The sequence below is a fragment of the Enterococcus sp. DIV1375a genome, assembly GCF_051712205.1.
Classification (GTDB): domain Bacteria; phylum Bacillota; class Bacilli; order Lactobacillales; family Enterococcaceae; genus Enterococcus; species Enterococcus faecalis.
In genome coordinates, this window is sequence record NZ_JBIOOM010000001.1 from 1505214 (window position 1) to 1525916 (window position 20703).

The window sequence follows — 20703 nt, forward strand, 5'->3', positions numbered from 1 at the left end:
CCCAATTACCCTTCATTTACTTGAACTTTTGCATGCCAAGAGCTGGCGGTTGCCGCGATGACTGCATTTAAACTTTCAATGTTTTCTCGGCCTTCTGTTTTTAACCAATCACAAGCCGCAGTTTCTCCTGCTTCAACGAAAGGTTTCACGCCATTTTTCCACGTAGCACGGCCACATAAAACACCATTAAATGTTGAACCAGCTTCTTTAGCGAAACGTAGTGTTTCTTGGAATAGCTCTGTTGAGACACCGGCACTTAAAAAGATAAATGGTAAATCAGTGGCTTGACTTTGTTCTAAGAAATAATTCGCCGCTTCCTCTTTTGTATACGCTGTTTCAGCCGGCGCAAAACCTTCTACAAAATTCATATTAACTGGAACTTCCACTTTCAATACATCTACTTTATATTGGGGTTTAGAAAATTCTTTCATCATTTCATTCACTTTATGCGGTTTAACTTTTGCATATTCTAAAGAAGTCGCATCTGCTATTTGTGCATCATAAGAAACTAATTCTAAGTAAAATGGTAGGTCTTCTTCTGCACATTCACTTCCTAAGCGTTCAATGAATACATGTTTTTGATGATTGATTTCTGGATCCTCATCCACATCATAGTATAGTAAAAATTTAATCGCATCTGCGCCTTCTTCTTTCAAGCGTAAAACAGACCAATCTGCTAGTAAATCAGGCAATCGTCCCGGAGTTGTTGCATCATAGCCCGTTTTTTCATAAGCGAGTAACAATCCAGCCTCGGTATCGCGTGCTTTTGCAGCAGGCAATCCATATTCTGGATCCAATAAAATGGCGGACGCATAAGGTGTCAATTCTTTCGAGACTAATTCTTTAAACGTTTCAATTTGTGCATCAGTTGGCTCTACATCTAGCGCTTTGATCATTTTTTTCAAGGCACCTCGTTGATCAATGGCTAATGCGCTAATGATTCCTTCTTGGGTTGACAAACGATCCATTGCCGCTTTTTTTCCAGCTGTTAACGTAAGCATAGTTCCTCCTCCAAATGTTGTATTATTTATAGTCATAAATCGTTACGCCTTTAACCACACGATTCACTGTACCTGTTGGTGAAGGGGTATCCGGTTTATTTCCAACTTTAATAGATGTTAAAAGTGCGACTGTTTGGGCTACCATAATATCTGCTAATGCTAAATAGCCATCAGGTAATAGAGCAGTTTCTGCGGAATATTCAATAGTTGAACCTGAGAAATTACGTTTGCCAGGTTGAGCAATCGCAAAAACACCCGCCGCAATTTCGTCACTGTGAACTTCTTCTAAGATATCCAAGTCATAATCTCTTGTGTATGGTGTATTATTAACAAAACCAAACATTATTGTTTTTTCATTAATAAATGATTTTGGTCCATGACGGAAGCCCATAGAAGAGTCAAAAATTGTGGCAACTTTGCCGGCTGTTAGTTCTAAGATTTTTAATTGCGCTTCTCTTGTCAAACCAGCTAAACTTCCAGAACCAACATAAACAATTCGTTCAAAATCAAGGTTAACAATTTCATTTAATTCTTCTTCACGGGATAGCACTTCTTCACCTAATTTAATTAGAGCGGTTACATAATCTTGTTTTTGCTCAAAGGCTGTTTGATCAAAGAGTAGTAATGTACCCAAGGTCATGCAAGAAAAGCTACCAGTCATCGCAAAACCACCATCATTGGAACGTGTTGGCATTAAGAATAAAAAGCTGTTTTCTTCTTTTTGGCTTATTTGTGCCAATTGTCCTTCTTCGGCACAAGTAATCGCTAAATGATGAATTGTTTCAACCACTTGATTAGCTACTTCAACTGCCGCTAAACTTTCAGGACTATTTCCACTTCTTGCAAACGAAACTAACAATGTTGGTTCGTCTTTAATCAGATAATCTTCTGGTTTGGCCACAATATCCGTTGTCCCAATACTTTCGAATGAAAAGGGTTGTGTGTCGCCGTGTGCTCTTAGATAAGGTACAACCGTATCACCGACATATTGCGAAGTCCCTGCTCCTGTAAAAATTACTCTTGTTCGTTTTCCTTGCGCTTTGGCTTGGACTTCTTTTAAAAAGTTTTCCAAAGCTGTTTGATTTTCATGATAAAGTGTCACGGTTTCTTGCCAAAGCTCAGGTTGCTGACGAATTTCACGTGTCGTGATTTCCGCTCCTAGTTGTTCTAGTTCTTCTTTTTCTGCTGTAAACATACTTAACTCTCCTAACTATTCCGAATATGGCGTATCTGATAATGAAATTGATCTGCTCGCGCCACACTCAACGTAAATTCAATAATTTCATTTTTCATGTTATATGTCTGGCGTGCTAAATGAAGGACTGGCGCTCCTTCTGGAATCATCAATAATTTGGCATCTTCTTTTGACGCAATGCTAGCGTATAATTCTTCATCAGCTAAACGAACGGTTTGCTTAAAATCTTCCGAAAATAGATCATATAATGGCTTGCTACGTAGTAATTGATCCGTGAGTGATAAGAAAAATTTCACAGGCAAGTATGTGTCTTCAACCATTAATGGCTCGTTATCAGCAATCCGCAACCGACTTAATTTAAAAACTGCCTCTCCTAACGAAAGATTCAAATGCTGACAAATAAATTTATCCGCTTCCAATTTTTCGAAGGATAATATACGGGTATGTGGTTTTCGACCCAGCCCTTTCATTTGTTCTGTAAAACTATATGCGCCAGCTAAATCAGCGGCCTCTTTTTTTATATCTGAAACAAATGTTCCTTTGCCATGACGACGATAGATGGAACCTCTATTTTCTAGTTCTTGTAGCGCTAACCGGACCGTCGTCCGACTCACTCCATATTGTGCAGTCAATTCACGTTCAGAGGGCAACTTGTCATGAGGAATCATGCATGTTTCGATTCGTTCCTGCAGCAAATCAACAAGTTGATGATACAAAGCTTTGTTTTTAAAGGCATTTTCCATAACTTTCTCCTTTACCCTAACTGGTTATAACCACAAACCAATAGTACGGTGGTTTTTTTTATTTTGTCAATAAAAAGTATTAATAAATATCTTCATACCGCTATAACCTTGAAATGATAACGTTTACATTTTTTTATTTTTCTTTATTGTAATATTTTTTTCCTCAAGAAATCATTTTTTTATAAAAAACCATCCTTAAATATGATACCAGTTGCTGGCTTTATTTTAAATAGACAAAAAAGAGTATGAGACAAAAATCACTTTAGATTTTTGTCTCATACTCAAAATCTGAAAAACAGTTCTATCCCGACTTCTTCGTTTCTATTGTTTGGTTCTGGCAACAACTAACAAGTAACTGATTTTACGAAATCCATGACAATATTCATTATTGAGCATATTCAATCCTTCTGCTAATTTTCGTATAAGATAAATATTGATTGAATGTGTTGATACAACGAAAGGCCGTCCTATTCGCATATTGATCATAATAACGCTTGGTATACCACTGAAATTCTTTCGTCCAAGGTTTGACATGGCCAGTAAAGTGGATAATGGATGGTGCTCTTCTCGTTTCTTCATATTGTTTTTCTCCATAAATAGTTGGATGTTTTTTCGCTTTTGACAGAATATAACCTTGGGCGTTCCACTTAGGATGCAACAGGGTCCAACGGTCGTGTAAAACCGCATTCAATGCATCTTGATCATGGAAACGTAATTTATCTGGATTTTCTTCAATAAATCTTAAGACTTTAGTGGTTACATCTAAATTCAACCATTTTTTAACATCGATTAGCAACAAGCCTGAGTTAAAATAACACATAGATTCTGCAGGAATCGCCATTTTTTCCAAACGTTGATGGAACCCTGCATCTTCAACAGCGGCAATGATATTTTCACCTAAATCAACTGTCCATAATTTTGCGACATCATCTAAGGCAATCATGTCACAATCCATATACAACAGCCGTTCGATCTGGCTTCCTCTAAACAGCTCTGGAATAGCAATCCTGTAGTAAGCTGTTTTGGGATTCGTTCACTGGTTACAACATTTTTGAAAAAATGGGGGTTGATTTTTAAAAATGTTAACTCTGCATTGAGTTGGGTATGTTTAATCGTAAAGTACAATAGTTGCTTGCTTTCAAAATTGATATTGTCATCAATTACATAAAAATGAACAGCTGCCGCTGAAGGACTATTTTCTAAAATTGAAACAAACATAGCAGCAAGATGCGGTACAAAGTTGGTATTGCAACATGAGACAATCGCTAATTCTTTTCTATTTTCCATTTCTTGCACCTACTTTCTTTAACTTGTTTAGATAAAGAGCTGTATAAGGATGATTTTCTAACGTATTCCAGGGTTTATCGTGACCAGTAAAATGAATAATCGCTGGCTCTTGATTTCCCGCTGCATATAATTTTTGGTAAGCCTCATTAGGCGCTTCATGACGATTAAAAACTAAAGACGTCTGCATATTCCATCTTGGTTCTAAAGCTAGCCAATCTTCATAAAGAACGGCGTTTAAAGCATCTTGGTCATGATAAACTATGCGGTCCCCATTTTCTTCTAGATACTGAATTGTTTTTTGCGTGATTGCTTTCTCGTTCCATCGGTCAATATCAATAATCATAACTCCTGAATTAAAATAATAATCGGAGGAATGGATGCCCAAACGTTTCAAGGCATATGCTTGACCAGGATCAATAACCGCGCCAATCGTTTGGTTCACTAATGGCGTATCATACAACTGGACAATATCATCTAAAACCAGCGTATCTGCATCTAAATAAAGAACCTTTTTATAGCTATATTTTTGTAAAAGTGACGGTAAAGAAATGCGTAAGTATGCGGTCGTTGTAATATGATCACTCACTAAAAAATTTTGATAGACTTCTTTGTCTGCTGTTAGAAATTCAACAGTCGCACTTTGTGAGATACTACTAATCGTTTCTCGGAGTGCTTTTTTGCTAGATAGCGACAGCCCATCATCAATCACATAAAAATGAACAGATCTCTCCGCATGACAATTTTCTAAAACAGTTGTCATCATTACATTCAAATAAGGAGCATAATTTTCGTCTGAAGCTGTCACAATTGGCAGAATCTTCTGATTTTTTCTCATCAAAACCACTCTCCTCTTTTATTTTTATAGCTAAGTTACTATTCAGAATAGGCCCTGAAAAACTTATCTGCAAATCATATGCTCATTATTTTATAATATAATTATAATAAAAATATATTTTATGGCTATAAAATAATTTTGTTTTCCGTTAACAACTATTAAAAAAACAACATTTCTCTTACTTTATCCTCAAAAATACTATTTATTTAATACTTGTTTTACTAATTTTTTTATCTAAAAATTCGCCTGTTGTATTTTCTGTTGATGGTAATTTTAAAATGTACAGCAAAACTTAATATAAATTCTAAACTGACTTCTTACTCAATAAAAGAGCGAAAAAGCCTGATAAATGGCGGAAACAGAACCAATTGCTTCGAAAATAAACGACTCTGTTCTGACCTCTTTCACTTCATATATGATTCTCTTTCCCTTCCAAAAGTTATCCTTCTTAAATGATCTATGGCGTAGTCGGATAATTTTGGACTGTCGTTTGATTGCCATTTTGACTAAACAAGCTGGTTGATTGTGCATTTTTTTGTTTTTCTACTTCTAAGACTTTGTTTTTTTCAAAAGCCACATCATAGTTGTAGTCCTTTGGTTGCACTTCTTGGAATCCTTGTGGTTTATAAAAACGTAAAAGGTTTTCCTGATTTAATTTGTCAGATAAACTTAACGATTTTTTCACCCAATCGTTATCTTTCGTGACTTCTGCTTTTAAATCTGCTGGAACTTGGTCTAATTTTTTTCCTTGATTATTGTAGATTTCCCCACCTAGATACGAAAATTGAGGCGTTACAAAATCGCCATTTCTAAAAGGAACCACTTGTTTATATTGAGGAGATAAAAGGTCCGTGCCAAAATGGATATAATTTTTATCATCGACACCTAAAAGATGGTACAGTGTCGGTAAAACGTCAATTTCCCCACCATATTCGTGCATGATTTTCCCTTGCGTATAGCCTGGCATGTAAAACATCAAAGGTACTCTTTGCAATTGCGCATTGTCATAGTTTGTCCACGTTTTTGGATCGCGGTTGAAGGCTTTACATAAGTCCTTGTTGTTCGCATCTGAAATACCGAAGTGGTCACCATAAATAACAAAAATAGAATGATTGTATAAACTTGTTGTTTGCAAGTAATGGAAAAATTGTTCTAGCGATTGATCCAAATAGTGCGCTGTTCGAACATAATCATCCACAATCGAATTGCCTGTGTTCAATTTAGGAAACGGGAAGTTTTGGTCATCCGTATAATAAGGGGTATGATTGGTCACAGTTAAAAACTTCGCATAGAATGGCTGCTGTAAATGCTCAAGCTCACTAGCTGATTCACGCAACAATTGTTTATCTAAAATACCGTAACCTAGCATTTTGTCATCTTTTGAAAAATATGACCGATCAAAAAAGTATTGATAACCTAAGTTTTTATACACATGGTCTCGATTCCAAAAACTCCCCACATTCCCATGGAAAACAGCGGTTGTATAGCCTTTTTGTCCTAAAACTGCGGGAGCCGCTTCGAAAGTATTGTCTGATCCTAATTGTGTAAAAAGAGAGCCTTGCGGTAACCCGAATGTTCCTGTTTCCAACATGTTCTCCGCATCACTCGTTTTTCCTTGCCCTACTTCATGAAAGAAATTATCAAAACTGATTGTCGCTTTGTTTTGATAAAGCTGATTTAAAAACGGTGTAACCTCTTGGCCTTGGACTTTCATATTAATCAAAAATTGTTGAAAACTTTCTAAATGAATCACAAATATATTTTTCCCTTTGGCAATCCCGGCATACTGCGGATTAAGCGGTAAATTGTTTTGCTTGGTAAATTTCATGATTTCAGGTAATTCGTTTGAACTAGCTTCTGCTCTTACCTCATTTGACATAGCTGTTTTGACACCATCGATGGCTGTGAATGCATCCAAGCCAAGATATTTTACAATATAATTACGGTCAAAAATTCTTTGAAGCAATTGAGGACGATCGGTTTCGCTTAAAAATAAGTTAACCGAAAAGAGCAAGACACTTAAACAACTAATTGAGATTGCTAATCTTCTGTTGATAGGTTTGGTGATAAAGACTTGATGATTCCGTCGCTGTTTAAAAGAGTAAAATACCAAAACGAGCAGTACTAAAGTATCTAGCCAATAAAAGACATCGTGGACTCTCATTAAAGCAAGTAAATCACCAGAAATCCCTTCTGAAACTTTTGAAAAGCCAAAAACAGATTGGATGGTAATAAAGTCAGTGAATTCACGATAAAAAATAATATTCAAATATAAAATTAATGTATTTAAAACATTTAAAAGAGTTAAGCTAAGCATAAATGTTTTATGCTTTTTAAAATACAAACTAAAGCCAAATAATAACAGCGTAGTAGCAACTGGATTGAACCATAAAATTTCTCGTTGGAGACTGCCCTTAACGCCCAATGAGAAATCTAGGTAATACGCCAGAATCGTTTTTGCCCAAAAGAGTAAAACAAAAAATAAAAAGAGTCCTAATCGGTTATTTATTTTTTTCATCTAAGTTTGTCTTCCTTTCCCTTCAAAAAAATCTTGATTTGTTAAAAATAAAACCTAACTCTGCGCAATGACTTTTTCGCTAGCGGAGAATTGGATAAATAACTTAAAAAGATAATCGCAATGGCGCAACATCCAAATAAAAGCCATACGTTTGTAAAAGGTGTTCGAGTAAGCGAACTAGTAATAGGCTTTGTAATTAAAAGACTTGGTAGCGCAACCCCTAAAGAATTGCCAATTTGCTTACATGTCACCGCAATGGCTGCTGCCGTTCCTGACTGAGAAAGTGGCATTCCTTCAATCGCTGTAATGGTAATCGGCGAATTTAACATCCCAAACCCAATGCCTAAAAAGATATAAATAACAAATAAAATAATCATAGGCGTTGTTTTAGTTACAAATAATTGTAAAAAGCTAACAGCCAACATTGAAATACCACAAAGCATAATAGGACGTTTCGTCCCTATTCTCCCTACCATTTCGCCGGCTCTCGGTGCAACAAGAAAACTAACAAAAGCCAAAGGAATGGTTGATAAGCCAGCTTCCAACGGGCTGAAGCCTCTCATTTCTTGCAAATATAGCGTGTTTAAAAATAAATAGCCGTTATATATGATAAAGCCAAAAATAGCTAAAAAAGAAGCCGATGTAAATGGAATAGATAAAAAGAAACGCGGGTTGATTAACGGATTGTCAATGTTATATTCATAAATAAAGAAAATGGCAATGGCTAAGCAGCCGATTATCCCAGTACTTAAAATATCAGGCGCGAAAAGCCCTTTTCTAGGTAGTCCGATAATGGAATAGATAGAACTAAATAGAAAAAGAATCATCAATGCTTGACCAACAAAATCATTTTTCGCCGTTTTCTCTACTTTTGACTCTGGTACAAACTTTTGTGTAAGGATGATTGCCGCAGCAATGATCGGTACATTTACAAAAAAGACATACCGCCAGCTAAAATAAGAAACAATCAGTCCGCCAATAATCGGACCCATGCCTAAGGAAATCCCTGTAACAGAGCCCCACAAGCCAATTGCTTTCGCTCGTTCTAACTTTTCAGTAAATACCTGTGTAATAATAGACATTGCTACCGGATTTAACATAGAACCACCAATCCCTTGCAACATGCGAAACGCGATCAATTGCCCTGGGGTTTGCGAAATCCCACATAGGAAAGACGCTAAACCAAAACAGGCTAAGCCCAATTGAAGAACTCGTTTACGGCCAATTCGATCTGCTGTAGACCTAGACAACAATAATAAGGATGCTACCATTAAAGTGTACCCATCTGTTACCCACTGTAATGTAGACAGATTCGTGTGAAAATCACTTTGAATGGATGGTAACGCCACATTGACAACCGTAACATCCATGGTCACTACAAACAAACTCATGCAACAAGTATACAAAATAACTTTTTTTCTATCGATCATAAAAACAGTCCTTTCTAGCAACTACATAAAACAGGAAAAGCAACAATGACACTTAAACTTCTAACGACACAGTTATCGCAAGTACTCACGTATCAACAGTTCTTTATATTCCTTGCCATTTAGTTATTTTATATTTAAAAAAGTAAATCTTTAGATAGCCAAACTATACACCAGAACCCCTTTAAATTGAACCGTAATAGATACGATTTATCGATTCTTAAGTTATTAAATAATTGAACATTCTGTTCAGAAATATCGAACAGCCCCATAATTGAGCATCTCTTTTAAACAATGAACAACAAAAATAGCCTTATCCGCAGCAGAAGTAAATCTAAGCGAATAAAGCTATTTTTGGTAACTATTCCAAAGTAATTTTAATGGCTAAGTCTCTAGCAACTTTTGTAAAGTTGCCTTGATTTGACCAGGTTGGACAAAAACCGAACTGGAAACATTTCGGTATAAATAAAATTTTTGTTTTCGTTCAATCGGTAAAAAGAAGAGTTTAGAATCAATTTCCTGCAGTTGTTCTTTCCGAAGAGAGATTACCGCATAAACTCCTTTACTTTTTTCAATGAGACGAGTAAGCATCAATGTATCGTAGCAACAAACAAGCGGACTTGTTAATTGCAACATTTCTAGCACACTCTTGGTAGCTTCTAAATGATCTAAGTGATGAGGCAAAAATAGAAATGGATAGTTGGTCAAACAGGTGAAGCCTTCTTCCTCAATTTCTTGTTTAATTTCTCTTGAAACACAAAGATACATTTTTAGTTCAATTAATTGTTCTTTCTTTAAAACTGGACTATTCACATCTGCAGAAGTAATCACAAAATCCAACTCATGATTCTCCAATTTATTCAATAACTCAAACGATGAACCATGGTAACATTCCCAAAAACGATTCAGTTGATCCTCATTCTCTGTCACTTTATACATCAAGGACGTATTTCCAAAACCTAAACGCATCACTGGATTCTCAATCATTTCATGCAAATTAAGTTTCATTTTCTTGGCCTCGTTTAAAATGATATATACAGATTGGACGATTTTATCACCATAGGAATTTAACGTCAAAGAATTACCGTTACGGTCAAAAAGTAAATGGCCCAATTCACTTTCCAAATCTTTTAATGACGCACTTAAGGTTGATTTACTAACATGGAGTTCAGAGGCTGCTTTGGAAATACTATTATATTTTGCAATGGTATAAAAATATTCTAATTTTTCAATAGTCATCTTTTGTCATCCCTTTTATTCAAATTCATTTGCCCACGCAACCTGTTCAAAACACGCCTCACTCTTTATCAATAGCGTAGTTATTTTTGCTCTAATAAGCTATGTCCATCTTGTTATTTTTCTATAACTAATAGTAGATGAATATGAAAGTGCCTTTGGTAAAACTTTTTCTCGGAAATAGCATGAACATTCGCAACAAATTCAGCTTATTAAAAAAGGCGTCTAGCTTTTTCTATTTTACGCAAATTTACTTAAGAAATTCCATTTCAATTCTTTTCTAAAAAAGGTAAGATGGACACAACAAATGTTTCAGTTTCCATGCCCATTTACTTTAAAGTTCAGCGTTATCTACTAAGTATGAAGAATGTCAAAGAAAGGTTAGGTACTCCCAATGAAAATCAACTATTTAGGTACGGGTGCAGCAGAACGGATTCCAGGAATTTTTTGTAATTGTAAATTATGTAAGTATGCTCGAGAGAAAAAAGGACGAGAAATTCGTACACAAACTCAATTAATTATTGATGATGTCCTGCTGATTGATTTTCCAGGGGATTCTTATTTACATTTGTTGCAGTATGACTTGTGTTTTGCAGACTTTGACTCTTTACTAATCTCTCATTGGCATTCCGATCATTTTTACGGCGAGGATTTGGCTTATCGAATGTCTGGTTATGCATTAGATATTCCCAATCGTTTAACTGTTTACGGAAATGAAGCAGTTAAGACGTTTTATCAGCGCGCCTTTGATTTAGAAGGTCGTCAAGATGATACCCGATTACATTATCAGGTTATTCAGCCCTACAAATGTTTTACTATTGCGAACTATACGATTTATCCCCTTCCTGCACAACATGGAAATTTCAGTGAAGATTGTTTTATTTTCGTTATAGACGATGGTAAAGATGCTTTTTTATCCACCCATGATACAGGTTACTTTACGTCAGAAATGTTTGAATATCTTGAAAAGAGCCACTTACTTCTTAGTATTGTTTCTTTAGATTGTACTAGTCAAACAAACGAAACTGGCAATAGTCATATGAATTGGGAAGAAAATTTAAAATTAATTGCAGAATTAAAAGAAAGAAAACTCGTCACAGATAAAACGATTTACGTTGCCAACCATTTTTCTCACAATGGCGGCTTGTCTTATGCGGAGATGGCGGCTTTATCTCAAAAGCATGAAATCATTACGAGTTATGATGGTTTAGAAATACTAACTTAATCGGATTATTTGCCTTCTTTTCAGCACTATTATATGCTTTTAACCGATAATTACAAGGTACTTTTATCGTAACTTACACTATCTTAAAAAACAAAAATACTCGAGATTTCCCGTGATTCTGGAAATTCCGAGTATTTTTATGGTTCTTTACGCTGCTGGCACAGCGGATAAACGTTTATTTTCTTCTTCATTCACTCGATTAACAATAAAGTTATAATTCACTTCATTTAGTCTTTGACCATGATTTCCTGTTTGCTTAATGCCGCCATTGGAATGAACACCAACTACTTCAAACTGATCATTATAGATTGGTGAACCAGATTGACCACCGGTTGTATCGATATCATAAAATAGTAATGGATTTTCTAAGTCTGTAAAGTTAGATGTAAACAAATCATTTTCATGAGACCATTGTGTGTGGTTTTTCTCACCTGGATAGCCTGATATTGTGACATGGGTATCTGAAGATTCAAACTTTTTCAAAACAAATGGCGTTAAAATTTCTCCCAACTCTGGGCCATCTGGACGATCGTTTTGTTTGTCGACAGTCACGACCGCAATATCCGCATTCGGGGAAAAAGCTACATCAATCACTTTGAATTTGCCAAATGGTGTCGCACTGCCATCTCGACCTGGATAAAACCAAGCATCATCTTTGGCATTCGGATTTAATACTTTGGCATTCTTAAAACTTTCAGCCACATGATTATTGGTGACAATTGTATTAGTTCCAACAACAAAGCCTGTTCCTAAAGAAATATAGCCTGGTTTACTGGCAGGGGAAATGATTCTTCCGATTGACGCAAAAGGCGCTTCGGTTGTATCTGCCACTTCTTGTCTTCTGTCTTCAGGGTCCAGTAACGATCTTTTTTGTCGTGAATGACTTTCGGCAGGAACGATATACTCTTCTGCATTTGCAGACAGGCTAAAACCGGCGATCAAAGTTACTAAAATCAGAAACAAAAAACCAGCACTAATTTTTCGTATGGAGAACTTTTTCATAAGATCATGCCACTCCTTATCCATTTTTATTTAATTGGGGAATTTTTTTCATTCATTGACCAGAACAGATTCACTTGGTTGGTTTACCTGAATGTCTTCTTTAGCTCCGATTCCAGCAGAGTTAAAGGCTGCTGACACCACTGAAGCTGCTTCATCGCCATATTGAACTTTTGCAGCAGCAAGCATCGCATCACGAGCATCACTGAATTGTGCTTTAGGTGTTAAGTAATTTACTAACGAGCTGTAGAAAATAGTCTGTGCTTTTTCAATGCCTAAGTTCTGGATAATGGTGTAACCAATCCGATTAATAATTCCACTATTATAATGAACACCGCCTTGATCATAATAAGGCGTTCCTTTATACCGTGCTCGATCGTCGTATTGAGCCATGGTTTCTGGTTGTCCGTGTTTACTTGGGGTTTGTAAATTTCGAATACCTGTTTTTCGGTCAACACTCTGAGTATCCGCACCAATTTCTGGATTAGATGCACCCGAAATAATATAACCCATCAAATCAGAATAAGATTCATTCAACGCACCTGATTGTCCTAAATATTCTAAACCGGCAGTATGTTCCGTCACACCATGTGTCATTTCATGACCAACTACATCTAAAGAGGAAGCATACGTTTTTCCTGTTGGTGTACTTGTTTCACCATAACGCATTGCTTTTCCATCCCAAAAAGCATTGTCATAAGCATCTGGATGTTGTTCATCAACAACTGACAAGATGGGCATCCCTCGATCATCAATACTGTGTCGTTGGAAATGATCTTCATAATATGTTTTCACAAATTTTCCATGCGTATAGGCATCAACAGCATTCTGATTTAATGCTACTAGTGATGGTGCTTGAATAATAGAATAATTATTTTTGCCATCAACTACTGCATGGTAAACCCCTGTGTTATCCGTTCCGTGTAAAGCAATTCCCGTATTGCTTTTTTCAACTGGTACATTAAACGTTACTTGAAAAGAGTTTTTTAACGTTACTTCACTACCGACATGTTCCGTTAAATCTTGTTTTTCCATAATTGTTCCATCTGTAGCATTTACTTTATAAACCAATGATATGGGGTCACCAGTTGGTGAAGAAGTTACTCTGACTTTATAAAATAATTGCCCTTCATTATTTACACGTTTGTCAATAGCTAAAAAGACAAGATCTTTAGTTTCCGGATTATCAGAAGCAATAATTTTTTTAACTCCTTCTTCACCGATTGCATCAACCGATTGAATTTTCACTACTTGATCAACTGGATTTCCTGTAACACTTGTTACTGCACCGTTTTTATCTAAATGAATAATCACATTATCTGAATCAACAGTAACGCCTTCCGTTTGCTTTTCTAACTTAAGATGCTTCATACCCCACGCATCTTCTTTTCGATCTACAACCGTATATTGTTCAGCAGCTGCCTCAGAAATTGCCTCCTTTTCCAACTTCGATAAAACTGTTGAAACTTCACTTTCTGAATAAACTTGTTCTTCTGCTGCTACAAAAAGTGAAGAAAATAGACATGAACTTCCAACAAAGATGCCTGTACCTAAAATGTATAAAATTTTATTTCCCTTCATCAAACAATTAACTCCTTCCCCAGTTTCCTTGCATGTATCCTAATAAAGTGGACACATTTTTTGGTATACTATTAAATAAATAGACAGAAATTTTGAAAGGAATTTTTAATATGGTAAATAACAGAAAATCACCACGTAAATTTGACGAAGAGTTTAAAAAATCCATTGTAAAACTTCACGAAAGTGGTAAAACTCAAAATGCTTTAGCTAAGGAGTACGGCATTGCTCTTTCTTCAATTGCTCGTTGGGTCAAACAATATTCCGAAGTAAAAATTGACGATGACACGATCCTTACGGCCCGTCAAATCAAACAGCTACAAAAACGAAATGCGCAACTCGAGGAGGAAAATTTAATCCTAAAAAAAGCGATTGCCATATTCACGCCTCGCTTGACGAACGATTAAAAGCCATACACATTCTTCGATATGAACACAGTATTGTTACACTCTGTCGTGTACTCAAAGTCAATCGTTCCACTTATTACAAACGCTTTTCTGGAAAAGTAGCCCCAAGAACAAAAGAAAATCAACACCTAAGAAAAGTGATTTTAGAAATTTATACTTCTTCTCAAAAACGTCTTGGCGCTGCAAAAATCCGCCAGATTCTTTTGCGTGATTATGGCATTTCGATTAGTATTGGTCGTGTTTATCGCTTGATGAAAACAATGGACCTCCCAAAAATGTCTACAGTAAAGCCTGTTTTCAAAAAAAGGAAAAACAAGGTTTCTTTGACACGGCCAAATCATCTAAACCAAGCGTTCAATCCACCTGCACCAAATCAAGTTTGGACAAGTGATTTTTCTTATATCCCCATCGGTAAGAAAACATTTGCGTATTTGTGTGTCGTTTTAGATTTGTTTTCTAGAAAAGTAATTGCTTGGACCGTAGGATCAACGATTGATACAAAACTAGCCATTCAAACATTAGAAAAAGCACTTCATTCTCGAAAATTAATGAATCCTGTTCTTTTTCATACAGATCAAGGGTCTCAATATACCTCTTTTGAATTTAGAAAGTTTATAGAGCATCATCCGATTGTCCATTCTCTTTCAAAACCAGGTTATCCGTGGGATAACGCCGTTACCGAAGCTTTTTTTAAATATATGAAAAAAGAAGAATTAAATCGCCGTTCATTCCATTCAATCGAAGAAGTACGTTTGGCTTGTTTCGCTTACATTGAAGGATTCTATAACACCAAACGTCCTCACGGAACATTAGATATGCTTACACCAAATGAAAAGGAGGCTCTTTACTTTGAATGTCTTTAAGTATCTTCTCTTTTTGTGTCTACTTTATTGACATCTATCCAACTTTGTTATATAATTCTAATTGAACAGGAGTCATATTTTCTTTATTGAATTCGGTTTCAAATAGAGAAACTCCTTTGTATTGATTGGCTAGCGCCTCCATCCGTTGCTCTAACTCTTTTGTTGTAGAATTTACTTGTACATAGTTACTCTCTTCATTTGCGTATACTGTAGCCCCTGTTGTTAATATCGGTGATAATCCTAATAACATTGCAACCCCAGTAGTAATACATATTCTCTTTTTCAATATTATACCTCCTATTAGTAGTTTTCTTCTACTAAAAAAGTATATATTCATCAACTATTTACCGTCACTCAAATTCCTTAAATACACTATATTTCTCCCTATATCGTTAATAATCTGGGAACTTTCCTTTTTTTTGCATTCACTTGTATCTTCTTGAATCATCTTATTCTTTATAATTGAATCAATAGCTGTTTTTCTCGGAAAGCCACACAAGACTTCTTCTAACGCAAGTTCCATTTTCGCTTTTTTTGATTCTTTCTTTTTTACTTTCATGGTACAGTTTCTTTAATTGATTTTTTTCGATTCTATGTCAAGAATTCGAACAAAAAAAACGTGAAACGGAACCATTCTTTTTCAAAACTAAATCTTTCGCTTTTAATGAAGCAGTTTGTGAACGTATTTGTTCTTTCTCGATAAATGAACGTGCGATGTCAATAAGCTCTTCATCTGAATGGTGATTCCATTGATAATGTTGATTTTCTTTCCTATCAATTTTTCTTAATAAGTTATTCCAAGAGCCATATCTTTGAATAATAAACCAGACACTGGGAACTTCTTTGGGAAACTCGTTTAATTTTTCTTGATATTGACTACATGTTTTTATGCTATTTTCTTCGATAAATTGACTAATTTTAAGAAGTAATTAAAGCTCGTTCATATTTTCCAGAATGCCCCTTCTATCTACTTTTTCATAATGTACCTCTAAATAACTATTTGGAACAGTGTGACACAATCCCTTTTTCGTAAAAGGTAATTGTTTTGGTATTTTCTCAAAAGCCCGCTCTTTTTTGCAAGCCTTGGCTCAAAACTGCAAAATTCGGTCAACATTTTGATATTTTTCGGATGACTTCTGCCGTCAATTTTTCTCTGCTATTTGACACTCTTTTGACCACCTTAATCATCAAATTGAGAAAAGCTAGGACAATTTGAGGAAATTTTTGAATCATTGTCCAAAATTTTGATCTTGAGAAAAGCAAAAAGTCCTTGTTAGACAAGGACTTTTCACACTTATGCGACTTCAAAAAAAGTCAATGTTGATTTTCCACTTAATTACACACAAAAACACCCTCTTGCTGAGCAAGAGGGTGTTCGTTTGTCGAATAGTAAAGATTAACGACGGATTTCTTTGATACGAGCTGCTTTTCCGTGTAATGCGCGTAAGTAGTAAAGTTTTGCACGACGTACTTTACCGTAGCGAACCACTTCAATTTGAGCAACACGTGGTGTGTGTAATGGGAATGTACGTTCCACACCAACACCATTTGAAACTTTACGTACTGTGTAAGTTTCGCTGATTCCAGCACCACGGCGTTTAATTACAACACCTTCGAATAACTGGATACGTTCACGAGTACCTTCGACTACTTTCGCATGAACGCGAACAGTGTCACCAGGGCGGAACGCAGGAATATCCGTACGTAATTGTTCTTGTGTTAATTCTTGAATTAATGGATTCATTTTATCCTTCTCCTTATTCCCAAATATTCTTGTGGTCACTTCTGCCACAGCGGAATATTGTAATAGTTAGAGCGCATTGCACTCACCAAATTAGTTTACCACAGACAAAATAAGCTGTAAAGAGAATTTTCTTGAAAGTTCCCTTATTTTTGCTCTTCTTGTTTAATTTCCTCTAATAACTTCAACATTTCAGGCGTCATTTCTACTGATTCCAACATGTCAGGTCGACGCAAAAAGGTCCGTCGTAATGATTCTTTTAGTTGCCATTCTGCAATTAATTTATGGTTACCATTCGTTAGCACGGCAGGGACTTCCATATCGTTGAAAATAGCAGGTCTGGTATATTGTGGATGCTCTAATAGGCCAGTGGAATGTGAATCCGTTTGTGCAGAAAGATTGTTACCTAAGACATCAGGTAATAAACGGACTGTCGCATCAATCATGACCATTGCGCCTAATTCGCCCCCTGTTAAAACGTAATCCCCCAATGAAACTTCATCTGTGACCATCGTGCGAATTCGCTCATCATAGCCTTCATAATGTCCACAAATAAAAACTAAATGTTCTTCTTGTGAAAATTCCTCGGCCATTTTCTGATTAAACGGTTTTCCTGCTGGATCTAATAAGATGACCCGTTTTGGTTGCTGGTTTGTCTCTTCTTCAATTGCCTTTAGGTTATCATAGATCGGTTGTACTTTTAAAAGCATCCCCGCGCCACCGCCATACGGATAATCATCGACCGTTTGGTGTTTGTTATCTGAAAAATCGCGAAAATTAGAGACATTCAATTCTAATAACTGCTTTTCCCGAGCTTTCCCAATAATTGATTCCCCCATTGGTCCTTCAAACATTCTAGGAAAAAGAGTTAATACATCAATTCTCATCGTCAATCAATCCTTCTGGAATGTCCACATCAATCCGTTGATTTTCGACGTCGACTTTTGTAACAACGCCTTCAATATACGGTAAAAGTAAATCTTTTTTCTTTGGTCGTTGGACGACCCACACATCATTCGCACCAGGAGATAAAATTTCTTTAATTTTTCCCAGTTCACTGCCGGTTTCATCGTAAACAGTAGCACCAATGATTTGGTGATAATAAAATTCGTCCTCTGCCAATTCAGCGAGATTGTCTTTTGCAACTTTTAAAATACCGTCACGATATTTTTCAACATCATTGATATTTGGATGTCCTTCAAAGCTTAAAATGTCAAAATTCTTATGCTTGCGGTGGGACTTCACGACCAATTCAATTGGTGCTTTTTTCTCTTGAAATAGCAGTAACATAGCCCCTTTTTGATAACGTTCTTCTGGAAAATCCGTTTTCGAAATGACCCGAACTTCTCCTTTGATTCCTTGTGTGTTCACAATTTTTCCTACATTTAAATAATCTGTCACGTGAAAGCCTCTCTTCCTTGTATTTCATCTTTCCTATTCTACCATTTCTTACGCGCAAATTCTATGAAAAAACAAAGGCCAACTTTTCCAGTCAGCCTTTGTTTTTATTAATTCGTTAAACCAGTTAATGTGCCATAAATTAAAAATAAATTCAATAACGTCAAGGCAATTGCAATAATCCAAGCTAAAAATTTCACCCACGCTGGATTCGCAAATTGGCCCATTAATTTTTTATCACTTGTATACATCGTTAAAGGAATAATCGACACTGGCAAAGCAATACTTAGGAAAACTTGCGTATAAAGTAACAAGTCTTCAACAGCCGTTTCGCTACCGCCATAAATAATGACACAGATAATGACTGGCACAATTGCTAACAAACGAGTTAACACTCGTCGTGCCCACAACGGCATTTTTAAATGGATAAAGCCTTCCATTACAATTTGTCCTGACAGCGTACCTGTAATCGTTGAATTTTGACCCGAAGCCAGTAAAGCAATTGCAAAAAGAATACTTAACACTGGGCTAGCAATATTACCAACAATATCTGGATTTTTCAGAGCATCAAATAAATCAACAAATTTACCTAATTCACTGTTGGTTCCATAAAATAATGCTCCTCCTAAAATTAACAACAAACAATTTACGACAAAAGCGACAGTTAATTGAATATTTGAATCCCAAGTAGTGAAACGAATTGCTTTGGCTTTCTCAGCATCATCGTTACGATCAAATTTCCGAGCTTGCGCAATGGAAGAATGCAAATATAAGTTATGAGGCATGACTGTCGCTCCAACGATTCCCAAGGCTAAAAATAACATGGATTTATCTGTCGCTATTTTTGTGTCTGGAATAAAACCTCGTAACACTTCACCAATATTTGGATCTGCTAATGCCACTTCATAAGCAAAAACAAAAAAGATAACTGCAATTAAACAAGAAACAATTGCTTCGATTTTGCGAAAGCCTAACTTTGTCAGTAGCAACAGTAATAAAACATCAAACGTTGTTATTAACACACCAATTAATAATGGAAAACCAAATAATAATTGCAAAGCAACTGCACCACCAATTACCTCAGCGATATCTGTAGCCATTATGGCTAACTCCGTCACCACCCACAAGGCAACGCCCGTTCGTTTACTTGTATGCTCTCTAGTCGCTTGGGCTAAATCCATTCCTGTCACGATTCCTAAGCGCGCAGCCATACTTTGTAGTAACATGGCAACTAAACTAGAAAGCAAAATCACACTAAGTAACGTGTACTTATATTCCGCTCCGCCAGCAATTGACGTAATCCAATTTCCTGGATCCATATAACCAACAGCCACTAAGGCGCCAGGTCCGCTATAGGCTAGCAAAGTTCGCCAAAAGCTTGCGTTTTTAGGTACCTCGACGGTATTATTTATCTCTTCTAAACTAGGTCCATTTGCATAATTAAGCATTTTTTCCGTTTTCTTTTCTTTCATCCAACATCCCTCAATCTATCTTGTTCACACATTTCACTTTTAGGTATACCTAAAACTAGTTAACATAATTATAGTCTTCTTATTCTTCGTTGTAAACTGTTACATTCTAATTTTTTAAGCACTTTCGCTATAAATCGTTTGGTTTTTACCAAAAAATCCCTTACACTTATTTTATCATAGATCGGAGGTTATGAGGATGAAGTTAGATATGGTCGGTATTATCGTCAACGATATGACACAAGCACTCTCTTTTTACCAAACGCTAGGTTTTAACGTGCTGGGAGAAGCTTCGCCTGATTACACAGAATTACAAAACAATGGCGTCAGGATTTCTTTAAATTCACTACAAATGATTACTGGTGTCTATGGGTTTGCGCCTAGCCAGCAAGGCGATAAAATCGAACTTGCTTTTCTTTGTGAAACGGCCGCAGAAGTTGATAACACCGTGAAAAAAATGAGCCAAGCTGGTTACATTGTTTTTAAAGAACCTTGGAATGCACCTTGGGGCCAACGATACGCAATCATTAAAGACGTGGATGCAAATTTAATTTCACTCTTTGCCCCTCTATAATATTACTAAAAGATGCGCCACTTTCGTTTCTTTTACTCTCTTTCGAAAGATCAGTGCAGAATGGGTCTTAAGTAGGATGTCTTTTCTGTCTCTTTTTTTGTATAATAAACTTATCAAACGATGCGTATCTTACAACTTTGTTCGTTTGCAGAAAGAACAAACGATGTTTTTTATTGATAAAAAGTTATATACTAAAAGTACGATGAG

General features: G+C 36.1%; 18 protein-coding genes and 1 pseudogene. 3 read left to right on the forward strand and 16 right to left on the reverse strand.

The annotated features are described in order from the left end of the window. Positions 1-5 precede the first annotated feature (5 nt). From lacD to IGJ63_RS07395, 8 genes and pseudogenes are all read right to left on the reverse strand, one after another. Positions 6-1001: a tagatose-bisphosphate aldolase gene (gene lacD / locus IGJ63_RS07360; RefSeq protein WP_033658731.1), complete on the reverse strand. Its 996-nt coding sequence runs from the start codon at positions 999-1001 to the stop codon at positions 6-8. Positions 1002-1023: 22 nt separating this feature from the next. Then, positions 1024-2196 (reverse strand): SIS domain-containing protein, encoded by a 1173-nt coding sequence (agaS, locus tag IGJ63_RS07365; RefSeq protein ID WP_002410582.1) that lies wholly within the window; start codon positions 2194-2196, stop codon positions 1024-1026. 11 nt (positions 2197-2207) lie between these two features. Further along, positions 2208-2939, reverse strand: coding sequence for a GntR family transcriptional regulator (locus tag IGJ63_RS07370; RefSeq protein WP_002360115.1), 732 nt, complete (start codon positions 2937-2939; stop codon positions 2208-2210). A gap of 385 nt (positions 2940-3324) precedes the next feature. Continuing rightward, positions 3325-4226 (reverse strand): annotated as a pseudogene (locus IGJ63_RS07375) (glycosyltransferase family 8 protein). Beyond that, complete coding sequence (locus IGJ63_RS07380) at positions 4216-5061, reverse strand: glycosyltransferase family 8 protein (protein ID WP_101731782.1); 846 nt, start codon at positions 5059-5061, stop codon at positions 4216-4218. The pseudogene IGJ63_RS07375 and the gene IGJ63_RS07380 overlap by 11 nt, the downstream one beginning before the upstream one ends. Before the next feature lie 457 nt (positions 5062-5518). Continuing rightward, positions 5519-7579 (reverse strand): LTA synthase family protein, encoded by a 2061-nt coding sequence (locus IGJ63_RS07385; protein WP_101731783.1) that lies wholly within the window; start codon positions 7577-7579, stop codon positions 5519-5521. 41 nt (positions 7580-7620) lie between these two features. Then, a complete protein-coding gene (locus IGJ63_RS07390) occupies positions 7621-9009 on the reverse strand; it encodes an MFS transporter (protein WP_438746167.1) in 1389 nt (462 codons plus the stop codon). Positions 9010-9390: 381 nt separating this feature from the next. Beyond that, entirely contained in the window at positions 9391-10245 is an 855-nt protein-coding gene (locus IGJ63_RS07395) for a LysR family transcriptional regulator (RefSeq protein WP_002357233.1), read from the reverse strand. Between the two features lie 391 nt (positions 10246-10636). Between IGJ63_RS07395 and IGJ63_RS07400 the strand changes: the two genes are divergently transcribed. Continuing rightward, positions 10637-11467, forward strand: coding sequence for an MBL fold metallo-hydrolase (locus tag IGJ63_RS07400; protein WP_002369253.1), 831 nt, complete (start codon positions 10637-10639; stop codon positions 11465-11467). Positions 11468-11614: 147 nt separating this feature from the next. Here IGJ63_RS07400 and sprE read toward each other — a convergent pair whose 3' ends face one another. Next, on the reverse strand, positions 11615-12469 hold the full coding sequence (sprE, locus tag IGJ63_RS07405; protein ID WP_010717628.1) for a serine proteinase SprE: 855 nt from the start codon (positions 12467-12469) through the stop codon (positions 11615-11617). Positions 12470-12517: 48 nt separating this feature from the next. Beyond that, on the reverse strand, positions 12518-14050 hold the full coding sequence (gelE, locus tag IGJ63_RS07410) for a gelatinase GelE (protein WP_080005610.1): 1533 nt from the start codon (positions 14048-14050) through the stop codon (positions 12518-12520). Between the two features lie 107 nt (positions 14051-14157). Here gelE and IGJ63_RS07415 point away from each other — a divergent pair. Then, a protein-coding gene (locus IGJ63_RS07415; protein WP_438745912.1) for an IS3 family transposase occupies positions 14158-15314 on the forward strand; the annotation gives its coding sequence in 2 pieces (ribosomal slippage) (positions 14158-14416 and positions 14416-15314; 1158 coding nt in all). Between the two features lie 34 nt (positions 15315-15348). Here IGJ63_RS07415 and IGJ63_RS07420 read toward each other — a convergent pair. The 6 genes from IGJ63_RS07420 to IGJ63_RS07445 form a co-directional block, all read right to left on the reverse strand. Continuing rightward, positions 15349-15600, reverse strand: coding sequence for a hypothetical protein (locus IGJ63_RS07420; RefSeq protein WP_438746170.1), 252 nt, complete (start codon positions 15598-15600; stop codon positions 15349-15351). A gap of 54 nt (positions 15601-15654) precedes the next feature. Next, positions 15655-15873 (reverse strand): hypothetical protein, encoded by a 219-nt coding sequence (locus IGJ63_RS07425; RefSeq protein WP_002371972.1) that lies wholly within the window; start codon positions 15871-15873, stop codon positions 15655-15657. 837 nt (positions 15874-16710) lie between these two features. After that, a complete protein-coding gene (gene rplS / locus IGJ63_RS07430) occupies positions 16711-17058 on the reverse strand; it encodes a 50S ribosomal protein L19 (protein WP_002357176.1) in 348 nt (115 codons plus the stop codon). 143 nt (positions 17059-17201) lie between these two features. Next, positions 17202-17942, reverse strand: coding sequence for a tRNA (guanosine(37)-N1)-methyltransferase TrmD (trmD, locus tag IGJ63_RS07435; RefSeq protein ID WP_002381776.1), 741 nt, complete (start codon positions 17940-17942; stop codon positions 17202-17204). Beyond that, positions 17932-18456 carry a ribosome maturation factor RimM gene (gene rimM / locus IGJ63_RS07440; RefSeq protein WP_002369214.1) on the reverse strand — a complete coding sequence of 175 codons (525 nt, stop codon included), beginning with the start codon at positions 18454-18456 and terminating at the stop codon, positions 17932-17934. Before rimM ends, trmD begins: the two co-directional genes overlap by 11 nt. 107 nt (positions 18457-18563) lie before the next feature. Beyond that, positions 18564-19925, reverse strand: coding sequence for an Nramp family divalent metal transporter (locus IGJ63_RS07445; protein ID WP_002357171.1), 1362 nt, complete (start codon positions 19923-19925; stop codon positions 18564-18566). 196 nt (positions 19926-20121) lie between these two features. Between IGJ63_RS07445 and IGJ63_RS07450 the strand changes: the two genes are divergently transcribed. After that, on the forward strand, positions 20122-20496 hold the full coding sequence (locus tag IGJ63_RS07450) for a VOC family protein (RefSeq protein WP_002381774.1): 375 nt from the start codon (positions 20122-20124) through the stop codon (positions 20494-20496). Positions 20497-20703 lie beyond the last annotated feature (207 nt).